This window comes from Rhodoferax sp. GW821-FHT10B06 (genome assembly GCF_059415605.1).
Window position 1 is genome coordinate 67,038 of record NZ_JBWKNO010000005.1, and the last position, 13,853, is coordinate 80,890.

Sequence of the window (13,853 nt, forward strand, 5' to 3'; positions counted from 1 at the left end):
CTCCAGCAGATCAAGCCTGGGGTCTTAGCTCAACCGGGTTGGCACCGCCTGCCCGTGCCGGCGCCGGAAGGTGTCTGATGGCCGCTCGCCAAACAGCGCACGGTAGTCGTTGGCAAAGTGGCCGAAATGCCAGAAACCAAAGCGCGTGGCCGCCTCGGTTACCGAATCGGCCTCGCCCATGATCTGGCGTACGCGGTTCAGCCGCTCGGCGCGCAGGTAGGACACCGGGTTCAGGCCCAGCGCATCCTGGAAGGCGTACTGCAGGCAGCGCCGGCTGACACCGAGCAGGGCCACCAGCTCGGCCACCGACAGCGGGCAGTCGCGGGCCGATTGCTCTATGTGCGAGCGCGCTGCCTGGGCCAGGCGCCAGTTGCGGTTGGCGCTGGGCGGAGTGGCCGATTCCCGCAGCGGCTCGGTCTCCAGCAGATCCAGCAGGCCATAGACCAGCGACTTCTCGAAGGCTTCGCAGACCTGCGGGCTGTCCAGTAAATCCGGGTCTTTGCCCACCGCGTCAAGCATGGCGCGCAGCAGCTGGCGCAGCGCGTCCATGCGTTCGCCGGGCATGTCCAGCACGGTGGCCCGCACACCCAGCTTGCCGGCAATGCAGGCCAGGGCCTCGCGCAGTGCCGGGTTGGCAAAACGCTGCGGATAGAACTCGATATCCACCACCACATGCTTTTCGGGCGAGCGGAACTCGAAGCCGTCGGCCCCCGAGAACACATGCAGGCCGTTGAGATGGCTGCGCTGGCCGCACAGCAGCGAATGCCCTTCTAGCTGCAAAGGCACGCCGATGGCCACGCAGCCGGGCGACAGTGCACCACGTTGCAGCACCGCACGGTTCAGGTGTTCGACCACGATGTGCACCGCCCCGGTGTCGATGGCGGTCACGCTGCCATCGAAGGCGCCGGGCGACAGCTGGCAGTAGGACTGGTTCCAGCCGTGCAGCACCGCCGCCTGCTCGTCGGTGTCGCGGCAGCGGAAAACCTGGAAGTGCGGGGTGGCAGCGGGGTGCATGGGTGCGAAAGAAGTGGCCTAAAAGATTAAGCAAGTCTTTTGCCAATTCGGGATAGTGCCATCGCCACGGAATTTTTAGACTGGGGCGAACCAGCATTCCATTCGACTTAAAGGAGTTATTCCATGGCAGGCAGATTGGCGGGCAAGACGGCCCTTATTTCCGGTGGCGCTACCGGCGCGGGCGGTGCGGCATCCAAGTTGTTCGCGGCAGAAGGCGCGCGCGTGGCGGTGGTCGACATCAACGTCGCCGCCGGCGAAGCGGTGGTGGCCGAGATCATCGCTGCAGGTGGCGAGGCCGCATTCTTTGCCGCCGATGTATCGCGGCGCGACCAGGTGGAGATCGCCGTGGCGGCCGCCAGCGCGCGCTTCGGCACCATCTCCGTGCTGTTCAACCACGCCGGCACCATCACCGTGAAGCCGTTTCTGGACACTACGGACGAAGACTACGACCGCTTGATGGACATCAATGTGAAGAGCATGTTCATGGTGACCCGCGCCGTGCTGCCGCAGATGCTGGCCGCCGGCAAAGGCAGCATCGTTTGCACCGCATCCATCTCGTCGGTGGCGGCCACGCCGCTGGAGGTGCTGTACTGCATGACCAAGGGCGCTTGCGCGATGCTGGCGCGCGCAGTAGCGGTGGAGTACCGCGACCGCGGCATACGCTGCAATGCGGTCTGCCCCGGCTTCATCGACACGCCGCACGGCCAGCGCGAGATCAAGGCCCTGGCCGCGCACGGCTTCGACGCCTCGGTCGAGGCCTTGTCGGTTCAGCAAGGCCGCCTGTGCCAGCCCGAAGAGGTGGCCAAGGCCGCGCTGTTTCTGGCAAGCGACGACGCGAGCTTCGTCAACGGCGCGCACCTGTTCGTCGACAACTGCTTCACCGCTGCTTAATTTTTTTCATTCCACTGCAGAAAGGTAGGTTCATATGAGTGCCATCTCTCCTCCCGCCATGGATGCGGACGTCAAACTCCTGCATGAAATGGGCTATGCCCAAGAGCTGTCGCGCCGCATGGGGCGCTTCTCCAACTTCGCTGTGTCGTTCTCTTTGATCTGCATCTTGTCGGGCGGCATCACGTCCTTCCAGATGGGCCTGTCGGCCGCTGGTGGCGCGTCCATTGGCTTGGGCTGGCCGTTGGGCGGCCTGTTCGCCATGGTGGTGGCCGCGTCTATGGCGCAGATCGCTTCGGCCTACCCCACCGCTGGCGGCCTGTACCACTGGGGCTCCATCCTGGGCGGCAAGGCCTGGGGCTGGATCACCGCCTGGTTCAACTTGCTGGGCCTGGTGTTCGTGGTGGCGGCGATCAACTTCGGCACCTACGACCCGTTCTTCAAGACCTTGATTGCGCCGATGTTTGGCGTAGCACCCGAGTCGCTGGGCTGGGTGCACCAGACGATCTTTTTGAGCGTCATCACCGGCCTGCAGGCGCTGCTGAACCACCGCTTCATCAAGCTGGCTAGCCGCATCACCGACCTGTCGGGCTACCTGATTTTTGTGGTCACGGTGGTGCTGGTGGTGTCGCTGGTCGCCTATGCGCCCGGCAAGCTGGACTTCAGCCGCCTGTACACCTTCACCAACCTCACCGGTACGGATGGCAGCGCCTGGCCGCAGCAGACGCTGGTGATGGCCTTCTTGTCCGGCCTGCTGCTGACGGCCTACACCATCACCGGGTTTGACGCCTCGGCCCATACCGCCGAAGAAACCCGCGACGCCGCCAAGAACGTGCCCAAGGGCATCATCAGCTCGGTGCTGTGGTCGGTGCTGTTTGGCTATGTGATGGTGTGCAGCTTCGTGCTGGTCATGCCCGACCTGACGGCGGGTATGAAGATGGGCACTGGCTTCTTCGAGGCCATCCTGGCGCCTATTCCCACCGCGCTGCGCGTCACCATCGAGGTGCTGATGTTCTTCATCAACTTCGTCTGCGGCCTGGCTGCCGTCACTTCCTGCTCGCGGATGATGTATGCCTTCGCCCGCGACGGCGGCCTGCCCGGCTCGCGCTGGCTCAAACAAGTGCACCATGTGCAGCGCACGCCCGGCACTGCCATTTGGGTCACCGCCGTGCTGGCGATTTCCATCACGCTGTATGGCGATGCCTTCACCGTGCTGAGCGCCGGCAGCGCCGTGTTCCTGTTCATCTCCTACGCAATGCCTATCGCCGCTGGCGTGTTCGCCGAGGGCAAGACCTGGACCAAAAAAGGCCCGTTCAATCTGGGTGCCTGGTCCAAACCCTTCGCCCTGCTAGGCACCGTGGGTGCACTGGTGCTGGCCTATGTGGGCATGCAACCGCCGAACGAAAAGGTGGCCTATGTGACCGTGGCCTTGTTGGTCGCGCTGCTGCTGATCTGGTTCGTCTTCGGCGTGCGCAAGCACTTCGCCGGCCCACCCATCGGCAAACGCATCGCCGAGCGCCAGTCCCACATGGGCGAGATCGAAGCCGAGTTCGCCACGCAGGAGAGTAGAGGCTATTTTGCTATATTAAAGTAGCTGCTAACGCAGGTATTCACTGCGCTAGCAGCCAAAATGATGTACATGAAAAACGCGCCCTAGGGCGCGTTTTTATTGGGGGCTCTTAGGCTCAGGGCGCAGTGCTTGCCGCCAAGGGTTTGGCTGCTGCATCGTCTTCTTTTTTCCAGACGACGACGCCATTGATGGCATACAGGTGGCAGGGTTCGGTACTGATGCGGTTGCAGTTCGCCATCACCCGCTCAGCCGGATCTTGCAGTGGGCCGCCGTCAACGGAGCGCATGCCATTGGCCCAGGCATATTTGCCAGACATGGACAGCGCAAAGGCGCGCGGTGCAGACTTCTTCAACCACTCCCGGTACTGTTCACGCGCCTTGTCGTCAATGTAGGGAATGGCGTCTACGTCGTCGATGTTGGCGAAGCCACTCCCCAGGTAGGCAATGCCCGTCATCTTGGTCGCGGGGGCAGCAGCAGTGTCCGATGCCGCGGGTTTGGCCGCGATCACCAGGCTTTGTTGCGCACGTACCGTCGATTTGTCCAGGTCCGCCGTTTTGGTATTGCCCGTGAGCTCGTTCAGCGTGAGCTCGGCAAACTTTTCGTACATCCAGTTCATGCGCATGCTGTCTTGCCCGCCGCCCCAGCCGCCTAAACCGTAGGAGGCATTGACCTTGAATGCGTGCAGCTGGCGTCCGGCGGCATCCACGATCTGCACCCGCCCACTCATGGAGTCGGTGCCTGCCAGGATGCCCAGCAGCACCGCCGATACGGCCGAGCGCACCCGGAAGTCCTCGATGGTGATATTGATTCTGTAAGGCGCGTCGCTGCGCAGCAGGTTGTTGGCGTCCAGGCGGGTTTCTATATACCGGCCCAACTCCTTGGTGCTGAATTGCGGGTTGTCGGCCTGCAGCTTGCGGGCATCTTCCGTCAGCGCCAGTTCCACGTGGTTGTAGCTCAGCCCCAGCATGCTGCCCGGGGCTGTGGTCTTGCCGCCTTCCCGCTGCACCGTGCCTGCGCACCCGGTGAGCAGAGCTGCCAGCGCAAGCAAAAGGCCCGCGCACCATTTCGTATTCAACATGCCATCTCCCTTGTTTTGTATGTCCACGTGGTTTTATTTTCGGCACTAAACGTTGCGGCCGGATGTAAAAAACGCGCCCGAGGGCGCGTTTTTCTTGGGGGCTGAGAAGCCGATTACTTGGCCACGACGCGGGCCATTTCCAACACTTTGTTGGAGTAACCCCATTCGTTGTCGTACCAGCTGACCAGCTTGACGAAGGTGCCGTCCAGGGCGATGGAGGCTTCAGCGTCGTAGATCGAGGTACGGCTGTCACCACGGAAGTCGGTCGCAACGACCTTGTCTTCGGTGTAACCCAGAATGCCCTTCAGCGCGCCTTCGGATTGCGCCTTCAGCTCGGCATTGATCTCGGCGATGGTGGCCGAGGTGTTCAGCTCCACCGTCAAGTCCACCACCGACACGTCGCTGGTGGGCACGCGGAAGGCCATGCCGGTTAGCTTCTTGTTCAGCTCAGGAATCACCACGCCCACGGCCTTGGCAGCGCCAGTGCTGGAAGGAATGATGTTTTCCAGAATACCGCGGCCGCCGCGCCAGTCTTTGTTCGAAGGGCCGTCCACGGTCTTTTGCGTGGCGGTGGCGGCGTGCACGGTGGTCATCAGGCCGCGCTTGATGCCGAACTTGTCGTTGATTACCTTGGCCAGCGGGGCCAGGCAGTTGGTGGTGCAGGACGCGTTGGAGATGATGGCCTGGCCAGCGTAGCTCTTGTCGTTCACGCCAAACACGAACATGGGGGTGTCGTCCTTGGAAGGAGCGGACAGGATGACCTTCTTGGCACCTGCGTCAATGTGCTTTTGTGCGGTTTCCTTGGTCAGGAACAGGCCGGTGGATTCAACCACGATGTCGGCGCCGACTTCGGCCCACTTCAGGTTCGCGGGGTCGCGTTCTTGCGTCAGGCGGATCGTCCGGCCATTGACGATGAGCACGCCGTTGTCCACCGAGACTTCACCCTTGAAGCGGCCGTGCACGCTGTCGTACTGCAGCATGTACGCCAGGTAGTCGGGCTCCAGCAGGTCGTTAATGCCAACGATTTCCACGTCGTGGAAGTTTTGGATGGCGGCACGGAACACCATGCGCCCGATACGGCCGAAACCGTTGATACCAATCTTGATTGTCATTGTCTTATCTCCAGTAGTTAAATCTCAACCCAGCGATGGTAGGCCCGGTGTGCACCGGGCCTACGCCGTTTACTTCTTCTTACGCAGGACTTTTTCGACCGTCATCGCCACGTTCTCGGAGGTGAAGCCGAAGTGCTTGAACAGCACTGGTGCGGGGGCCGATTCGCCGTAGGTGTCGATGCCGACCACGGCTGCGCAGCCGTATTTCCACCAGCCGTCGGTGACGCCCATTTCGACCGCGATGCGGGGCAGATTGGCCGGCAGCACTTCGGTTTTGTAGGCTTCGGATTGGCGGTCAAAAACCGTGTTGCTGGGCATAGAGACTACGCGGACAGCTATGCCTTTGGTAGCAAGCAGGGCCTGGGCAGCGATTGCCAATTGCACTTCGGAGCCGGTGGCGATGATGACGGCCTGGGCCTTCTTCTTGATGCCGACGGCTGCGGGTTCGGACAGCACATAGGCACCGCGGCTGATCTCGCCCAGATCCGCCTTGGCGGCGTAAGCGATGTTCTGGCGGCTCAGCAACAAGGCCGAAGGACGGTTCTTGTTTTCCAGGGCCACGGCCCAGGCCACGGCGGTTTCGGCCGTGTCGCCCGGACGCCAGACGTCCAGGTTCGGGATCAGGCGCAGGCTGGCGGCATGCTCGACCGACTGGTGCGTCGGGCCGTCTTCGCCCAGACCGATGGAGTCGTGGGTGAACACGTGGACCACACGCAGCTTCATCAGCGCAGCCATGCGGATGGCATTGCGGCTGTAGTCGCTGAAGGTCAGGAAGGTGCCGCCGTAGGGAATGAAGCCACCGTGCAGGGCCACGCCGTTCATGATGGCGGCCATGCCGAATTCGCGCACGCCGTAGTTGATGTGGCGGCCACCGTTGCCGACGCCGGTGTGGCTGTCGAAACGCAGGCTGGGCGTGCTCTTGGTGTTGGTCAGGTTCGAACCGGTCAAATCGGCCGAACCGCCCAGCAGTTCAGGCAGGGCCGCGGTGAAGGCTTCCAGCGCCAGCTGCGATGCCTTGCGGGAGGCCACGGTTTCGCCCTTGGTGTGGGCGCCGATGACGGTGTCCACGGCGGTCTGGGCAAAGTTCTTCGGCAGATCGCCCTTCATGCGGCGCAGCAGTTCCTTGGCTTCAGCGGGGAAGGCGGCCTTGTACGCAGCAAACTGGGTGTTCCAGGCGGCTTCGCGGGCGGCACCGGCGCTCTTGGCGTCCCAGGCGGCAGCGATGTCCTTGGGGATGGTGAACGGGGCGTAAGGCCAGTTCAGCACTTCGCGGGTCAGCTTGATTTCCTCGGCGCCCAGCGGTTCGCCGTGCGCCTTGGAGGTGTTGGCGCGGTTCGGGCTGCCCTTGCCGATGTGGGTCTTGCAGATGATCAGCGTGGGCTTGTCGGCCGATTTCTTGGCATCGGCGATGGCTTGCGATACGGCGGCGGTGTCGTGGCCGTCGATCGGGCCCAGCACGTTCCAGCCGTAGGCCACAAAGCGCAGGGCGCTGTTGTCGATAAACCAGGGGGCGACCTGGCCGTCGATGGAGATGCCGTTGTCGTCGTACAGCGCGACCAGCTTGTTCAGCTTCCAGGCGCCGGCCAGGGCGGCGGCTTCGTGGCTGATCCCTTCCATCAGGCAACCGTCGCCCAGGAAGGCGTAGGTGTGGTGGTCGACGATGGCATGGCCTTCGCGGTTGAACTCTTGCGCCAGCAGCTTTTCCGCCAGTGCAAAGCCGACGGCATTGGTGATGCCTTGGCCCAGCGGGCCGGTGGTGGTTTCCACGCCAGGCGTGTAGCCGAATTCGGGGTGGCCTGGGGTCTTGCTGTGCAGCTGGCGGAAGTTCTTCAGCTCAGCTATCGGCAGCTTGTAGCCGGTCAGGTGCAGCAGCGCGTACAGCAGCATGGAGCCGTGGCCGTTGGACAGGATGAAGCGGTCGCGGTTCAGCCAGTTCGGGTTCTTGGGGTTGTGTTGCAGATGCTCGTCCCACAGGGCGACAGCCATGTCGGCCATGCCCATGGGCGCGCCGGGGTGGCCGGAGTTGGCCTGTTGCACCGCGTCCATGGCCAGCGCGCGGATGGCGTTGGCCATGGCGGTGGTGGGCTTTGCAGCAGCCGGAGCCGCAGCAGGAAGAACCGCCACTTCGGGGGTGTTTTCGTTCAGGGGGGTGTCGGCCATCGAGGTCAGCTCCGGAGAAAGTTCGGGGTGGATATTCTGGTAAGCCCGTTATTTTACGGGGCTGACACCTTGCGCCTTGTGCTGCCCTGGTAACCCGGAGCGGGTGCGGCAAAGACAGCACAATAGACAACCCCTCGCCCACACACCCATAACCGCCATGCCGCTTGCCAAAATTGAAGTCCGCCGCAGCCGTCCTGCTGCCGAAGTTGCCGCGCTGATGGAGGCGGTCTACCTGTCCATGCGCGAAGCCCTGAAAGTGCCGGAAGACGACCGCCAGGTGCGCTACATCGAGCACCGCCCCGAGCACTTCTGGGTGGCACCCGGCAAGACCGAAAACTACACCCTGGTCGAGGTGATGATGTTCCCCGGCCGCAGCATCGATGCCAAGCGCACGCTGTACCAGGGCATCGTGCAGCGCTTGGGCACACTCGGCATTGCGCCGCTGGACGTGTTGGTGGTGCTGACCGAGCCAGTCAAGGAAAGCTGGGGCGTGCTGGGTGTACCGGCCTCAGACACCACACCCAAGGTTTAAGCCTTTTAGGCCGCTAGCGCAATAACCATCTGCGGCAGCAGCTATTTATTCAATAGCAAATGCAGCCGTAGCATGACCCGCCCGATAATCCACACCATGCCCGCCCACCCCCTGATTACCCATGCCATCGTGCTCGCCGCAGGCCGCGGCGAGCGCATGCGCCCGCTGACCGACCACACGCCCAAGCCGCTGTTGCCCGTACAAGGCAAACCGCTGATCGTCTGGCACCTAGAAGCGCTGGCGGCAGCTGGTGTGCGCTTCGTCGTCATCAACACCGCCTGGCTGGAAGAGCAGATCCCCGCCGCGCTGGGCGATGGCTCGCGCTGGGGCCTGCAGATCAGCTATTCCATGGAAGGCCGCGACCACGGCGGTGCACTAGAAACCGCCGGTGGCATCCGCAAGGCGTTGCCGCAGTTGGGAGATGCTTTCTGGGTGGTGGCCGGCGATATCTATGCGCCAACCTTCCGCTATGAGGCCAGCGCCGCCAATGACTTCGCCCGCAGCAGCGCCCTGGCCCAGCTGTGGATGGTGCCGAACCCGCCCTACCACCCGCGCGGCGACTTCGGCATTGCCGACAACGGTCTGGCGCTGGACGGCCCCGGCCCCGACGGCCAGCGCTGGACCTATAGCAGCCTGGCCCTGGTGCGCGCCGAACTGTGCCGCGCCGTGCCCCTGGGCAGCAAGGCCGCGCTGGGCCCGCTGCTGTTTGACGCGATACGCCAGCAGCGCATCACCGCATCCCGTTTTGACGGCCCCTGGCACAACGTGGGCACCCCCGAACAACTGGCCGAACTCCACTGAAGCGACACACCATGAGCACCCACATCTACGCCCAACGCCGCGCCCAACTGGCCCGTGAAATCGGTCCCGGCGGCATCGCCATCGTCCCCACCGCGCCCGAGCAGCAGCGCAACCGCGACAGCGACTTTCTGTACCGTGCCGACAGCTATTTCTACTACCTGAGCGGCTTCACCGAGCCAAATGCCTGGCTGGTGGTGACCGGCGAAGGCCAGTCCACCCTGTTCTGCGCACCAAAAGATCTGGAGCGCGAAATCTGGGACGGTTTCCGGCTCGGACCGGATGCAGCGCCCGCAGTGCTTGCGGTGGATGCTGCGTTTTCCGTAGCAGACCTGGACACCCAGCTGCCCCGCCTGCTGGAAAACCGCAGTGCCGTCTGGACCCCGTTCGCCACCCACAAGGGGCTGGAAGGCCGTGTCGATGGCTGGTTGAACAAGGTGCGCGCGCGGGTCCGCTACGGCGCCTTGTGCCCGGATACCCAGCGCGACCTGTGCAGCGTGCTGGACGAGATGCGCATGTTCAAGGACGCCAGCGAGCAGGACACGATGCGCCGCGCCGCACAGATCAGCGCCGGCGCCCACATCCGCGCCATGCAGCTGTCGGCCCGCATGCTGCGCGCCGGCCAGGACGTGTTTGAGTACCACCTGGACGCCGAACTGCTGCACGAATTCCGCCGCCAGGGCTCGCAGTACCCGGCCTACGGCTCCATCGTTGCCGCGGGCGCGAATGCCTGCGTGCTGCACTACCGCGCCGACAAGGCCCCGGTGCGCGACGGCGAGCTGGTGCTGATCGACGCGGGTTGCGAGCTGGACGGCTATGCCAGCGACATCACCCGCACCTTCCCGGCCAACGGCAAGTTCAGAGGCCCGCAGCGCACGCTGTACGAGCTGGTGCTGGCCAGCCAGGATGCGGCCGTCGCCGCCACCAAGCCCGGCGCCCGCTTCACCGACCCGCACGACGCCACCGTGAAAGTGCTGGCCCAGGGCATGCTGGACGTAGGCCTGCTGGACAAGAACAAGGTCGGCACCGTGGACGACGTGATCGCCAGCCGTGCCTACTTTGCCTACTACATGCACCGCACCGGCCACTGGATCGGCATGGACGTACACGACTGCGGCAGCTATGTGGAGGCGTCGGAAGTCGGCGCCAGCAGCCAGCGCAAGGACCCGCTGAGCGGCGAAACCATCACCAACCGGCCGAGTCGCATCCTGCAACCCGGCATGGCGCTGACCATCGAGCCCGGCATCTATGTGCGCCCCGGACCCGGCGTGCCCGAGGCCTTCCACAACATCGGCATCCGCATCGAGGACGACGCCATCGTCACCGCCACCGGCTGCGAACTGATCAGCCGCGGCGTGCCGGTCGATCCGGACGCGATCGAGGCTCTGATGCGGGATTAAGCAGCTTTTACGGCTCTACGCTATAATAATGATCTCGGTAGATGGGCTTCGCCATGGAGCTCCGCGATGCAACCCAACACATCGCACCACCACGCCGAGCCTGCACCCCCGAGTTTGTCCGCACCCTGTCATGCTGTGCGGACCCAGGGCTCCAAGTGCTTTGCGCGCAAAACCCCTCCCCACCGGGTGCTGCGCAAGACCTGCCTCCAGTGCAATTCCATCGGAAGCCTGTCTAAAACCCGCAGTGTGACAAGACGTATTTCTGGCGCGCCCATTAGTAAGGCCGCCTTGTTTTCCATAATGAATAAAAATAATTCGATTGCTGCCGGCAAATATTTGCTCTCGCCGCTGACCCGTGAACAGGCCGATGGCCGTTTCGGCTCCTCCGTGTCGATCCGTAATGGCTCGCACGACCGCGTCATGCGTTTCGTGGCCCTGTTCGACGATGCCACAACCGCGACACAATACGCAGTTGAGCAAGGTTTGCAGTGGGTGCGTGCGCGCCACTCCAATCCAAGCGCTGCACACGCTTAAAAATTAGTTAGTTACTTAGATACTGTCTCATCCTCAAGGAATTTATCCATGGCAAAAGAAGAACTGATCGAAATGAAGGGCCTTGTGTCCGAAGTCTTGCCCGACTCGCGCTTTCGCGTGACGCTGGAAAACGGCCACGTACTCATCGCTTATACCGCCGGCAAGATGCGCAAGAACCACATTCGTATCCTGGCGGGTGACCATGTGTCGCTGGAACTGTCGCCTTACGATTTGTCCAAGGGCCGCATCACCTTCCGTCACATTGCCGGCCGCGCTCCGACGTCTACGCGTTTCGCCTGATACCGGCGTACGCAAAACCCCGTACGGAGGCCGTCGTTGGACGGCCCCTACAATCGCAGTCCCTTTGACACAGTGACTGCCCGGCATATTTCCAGTCGGCGGCCATGGCAGGAGACGCCAGATGAGCAATACCACGGTGAATGCCGAAGAAAAACGCGCTGAGTTACGGCGTGCAGCCCTTGAATACCACCAGTTTCCTAGCCCCGGAAAAATAGCCATTGCGGCGACCAAGCAGTTGGTCAACCAGCATGATCTGGCGCTGGCCTACTCGCCCGGTGTGGCGGCTCCTTGCGAGGAAATCGTCAAGGACCCGAACAACGCGTTCAAGTACACCAGCCGGGGCAACCTGGTCGCCGTGATCAGCAACGGTACGGCCGTGCTGGGTCTGGGCGACATAGGGCCACTGGCGTCCAAGCCGGTGATGGAGGGCAAGGGCGTGCTGTTCAAGAAGTTCGCCGGCATCGACGTGTTTGACATCGAAATCGATGAAAAGCACGACCTCGACAAGCTGGTGGACATCATCGCTTCGCTGGAGCCCACCTTCGGCGGCATCAACCTCGAAGATATCAAGGCCCCGGACTGCTTCTACGTCGAGCGCAAGCTGCGCGAACGCATGAAGATCCCCGTGTTCCATGACGATCAGCACGGCACGGCGATCTGCGTGGGCGCGGCCCTGCTAAACGGCCTGAAGGTGGTCGGCAAAGACCCCAAAGACGTTAAGCTGGTGACCTCTGGCGCCGGTGCTGCTGCACTGGCCTGTCTGGGCTTGTTGGTCAAGCTGGGTATACGCCGCGAAAACATTTACGTGACCGACTTGGCCGGCGTGGTCTATGAGGGCCGTACCGAGCTGATGGATGAAGACAAGATCATCTACGCCCAGAACACTTCGGCGCGCACCCTGTCTGAGATCATCGAAGGAGCCGACGTGTTCCTGGGACTGTCGGCTGGTGGTGTGCTGAAAAAAGAAATGGTTGCCAAGATGGCGGCCAAGCCTGTGATTTTTGCGTTGGCCAACCCCAACCCCGAAATCACCCCTGAAGACGTGAAGTCTGTGCGTAGCGATGCCATCATCGCCACCGGTCGCACCGATTACCCGAACCAGGTCAACAACGTCCTGTGCTTCCCCTACATCTTCCGAGGTGCTTTGGATGCGGGTGCCTCCACCATCACGTTGGAGATGGAAATTGCCGCCGTGCATGCGATTGCCGAGTTGGCCCAGGCCGAGCAAAGCGAAGTGGTGGCCGCCGCCTATGCCGGCGAACAGCTGGCGTTTGGCCCCGAATACATCATCCCCAAGCCGTTTGATCCGCGGCTGATGATCAAGATTGCGCCTGCCGTTGCCAAGGCCGCTGCAGACAGCGGCGTGGCTCTGCGTCCCATTGAGGACATGGACGCCTACCGCAACCGGCTGCAAAGCTTTGTCTACGCTTCCGGCACGACCATGAAGCCGATCTATGACGCGGCCAAAAATGCAGCCAAGAAACGCGTCTGCTACGCCGAAGGTGAAGAAGAGCGCGTGTTGCGGGCCGCCCAGATCGTGGTGGACGAAGGTCTGGCCCGCCCCACGCTGATCGGGCGTCCGGCCGTGATCGCCGAGCGGATCAAGAAATTTGGCCTGCGTCTGCGCGAAGAACTGGATTACGACGTGGTGAACGTCGAGCAAGACCACCGTTACCGCGATTTCTGGCAGACCTACCACCGCATGACCGAACGCAAGGGCGTGACGGCACAAATGGCCAAAATCGAAATGCGCCGTCGCTTGACGCTGATTGGCAGCATGCTGCTGCACAAGGGCGAAGTGGATGGCATGATTTGTGGCACCTGGGGCCACACCTCCATCCATTTGCACTACATCGACCAGGTGATCGGCAAGCGCGCAGGCGGTTGCCCCAGCACTCCACAAGATGTGCCCATCTATGCCTGCATGAACGGCCTGATGCTGCCGGGCCGCCAGGTGTTCCTGGTGGATACCCACGTCAACTACGACCCCACGGCGGAAGAGTTGACGGAGATCACGGTCATGGCGGCCGAAGAAATGTTGCGCTTTGGTCTCAAACCCAAAGCTGCGTTGTTATCGCATAGCAACTACGGCCAAAGTAATCAGCCCAGCGCGGTCAAGATGCGCCGTGTTCTGGAGCTTTTGCAGACAGAGGCTCCATGGCTGGAGGTGGACGGTGAAATGCACGGCGATATCGCGCTGGATGGTGCAGCCCGCGCCGCTACTATGCCGAACAGCCCGCTGGTAGGTGACGCCAACTTGCTGGTATTCCCGAATATCGACGCGGCCAATATTGCCTACAACCTGTTGAAAATGGCGGCGGGCGGCAATATTGCGATTGGCCCCGTGCTGTTGGGAGCGGCTAAACCCGTGCATATTCTGACCGCCAGTACCACTGTGCGCCGTATCGTGAATATGACGGCTTTGACGGTAGCCGACGCTAACGTGGTTCGATAAAGCCTAATTCGC

The 13,853-nt window shown here is 62.5% G+C and carries 12 protein-coding genes; 8 read left to right on the plus strand and 4 right to left on the minus strand.

Going from position 1 to position 13,853, the window contains the following annotated elements; all coding sequences use genetic code 11:
* Window positions 1-24: 24 nt before the first annotated feature.
* A complete protein-coding gene (locus AC07O2_RS09765; protein ID WP_495075541.1) occupies window positions 25-1,014 on the minus strand; it encodes a helix-turn-helix domain-containing protein in 990 nt (329 codons plus the stop codon).
* Between the two features lie 123 nt (window positions 1,015-1,137).
* On the opposite strand from AC07O2_RS09765, the gene AC07O2_RS09770 reads away from it, so the two are divergent.
* Both AC07O2_RS09770 and AC07O2_RS09775 read left to right on the plus strand, forming a co-directional pair.
* A complete protein-coding gene (locus AC07O2_RS09770) occupies window positions 1,138-1,905 on the plus strand; it encodes an SDR family NAD(P)-dependent oxidoreductase (RefSeq protein WP_495075542.1) in 768 nt (255 codons plus the stop codon).
* Window positions 1,906-1,939: 34 nt separating this feature from the next.
* Complete coding sequence (locus AC07O2_RS09775; protein ID WP_495075543.1) at window positions 1,940-3,496, plus strand: amino acid permease; 1,557 nt, start codon at window positions 1,940-1,942, stop codon at window positions 3,494-3,496.
* A 91-nt stretch (window positions 3,497-3,587) separates the two neighbouring features.
* Here the strand turns inward: AC07O2_RS09775 and AC07O2_RS09780 are convergent, their stop codons facing one another.
* The 3 genes from AC07O2_RS09780 to tkt all read right to left on the minus strand — a co-directional run bounded on the left by AC07O2_RS09780 (window position 3,588) and on the right by tkt (window position 7,735).
* The gene (locus tag AC07O2_RS09780; RefSeq protein ID WP_495075544.1) at window positions 3,588-4,550 is read right to left on the minus strand and encodes a hypothetical protein; all 963 of its coding nucleotides are present in this window, start codon (window positions 4,548-4,550) and stop codon (window positions 3,588-3,590) included.
* A gap of 113 nt (window positions 4,551-4,663) precedes the next feature.
* The gene (gene gap / locus AC07O2_RS09785) at window positions 4,664-5,662 is read right to left on the minus strand and encodes a type I glyceraldehyde-3-phosphate dehydrogenase (RefSeq protein WP_495075545.1); all 999 of its coding nucleotides are present in this window, start codon (window positions 5,660-5,662) and stop codon (window positions 4,664-4,666) included.
* Window positions 5,663-5,731: 69 nt separating this feature from the next.
* Window positions 5,732-7,735, minus strand: a complete 2,004-nt coding sequence (gene tkt, locus AC07O2_RS09790) for a transketolase (RefSeq protein ID WP_495075822.1) — start codon at window positions 7,733-7,735, stop codon at window positions 5,732-5,734.
* Window positions 7,736-7,979: 244 nt separating this feature from the next.
* On the opposite strand from tkt, the gene AC07O2_RS09795 reads away from it, so the two are divergent.
* The 6 genes from AC07O2_RS09795 (at window position 7,980) to AC07O2_RS09820 (ending at window position 13,841) form a co-directional block, all read left to right on the plus strand.
* Window positions 7,980-8,354, plus strand: a complete 375-nt coding sequence (locus AC07O2_RS09795) for a tautomerase family protein (protein WP_495075546.1) — start codon at window positions 7,980-7,982, stop codon at window positions 8,352-8,354.
* 96 nt (window positions 8,355-8,450) lie between these two features.
* On the plus strand, window positions 8,451-9,155 hold the full coding sequence (gene murU, locus AC07O2_RS09800) for an N-acetylmuramate alpha-1-phosphate uridylyltransferase MurU (protein ID WP_495075547.1): 705 nt from the start codon (window positions 8,451-8,453) through the stop codon (window positions 9,153-9,155).
* 11 nt (window positions 9,156-9,166) lie between these two features.
* Window positions 9,167-10,552 (plus strand): aminopeptidase P N-terminal domain-containing protein, encoded by a 1,386-nt coding sequence (locus AC07O2_RS09805; RefSeq protein WP_495075548.1) that lies wholly within the window; start codon window positions 9,167-9,169, stop codon window positions 10,550-10,552.
* Between the two features lie 186 nt (window positions 10,553-10,738).
* Complete coding sequence (locus AC07O2_RS09810; protein WP_495075549.1) at window positions 10,739-11,086, plus strand: hypothetical protein; 348 nt, start codon at window positions 10,739-10,741, stop codon at window positions 11,084-11,086.
* Between the two features lie 48 nt (window positions 11,087-11,134).
* Entirely contained in the window at window positions 11,135-11,386 is a 252-nt protein-coding gene (gene infA / locus AC07O2_RS09815) for a translation initiation factor IF-1 (RefSeq protein WP_092757223.1), read from the plus strand.
* Between the two features lie 121 nt (window positions 11,387-11,507).
* Window positions 11,508-13,841 (plus strand): NADP-dependent malic enzyme, encoded by a 2,334-nt coding sequence (locus AC07O2_RS09820; RefSeq protein ID WP_495075550.1) that lies wholly within the window; start codon window positions 11,508-11,510, stop codon window positions 13,839-13,841.
* The last annotated feature ends 12 nt before the right edge of the window (window positions 13,842-13,853 follow it).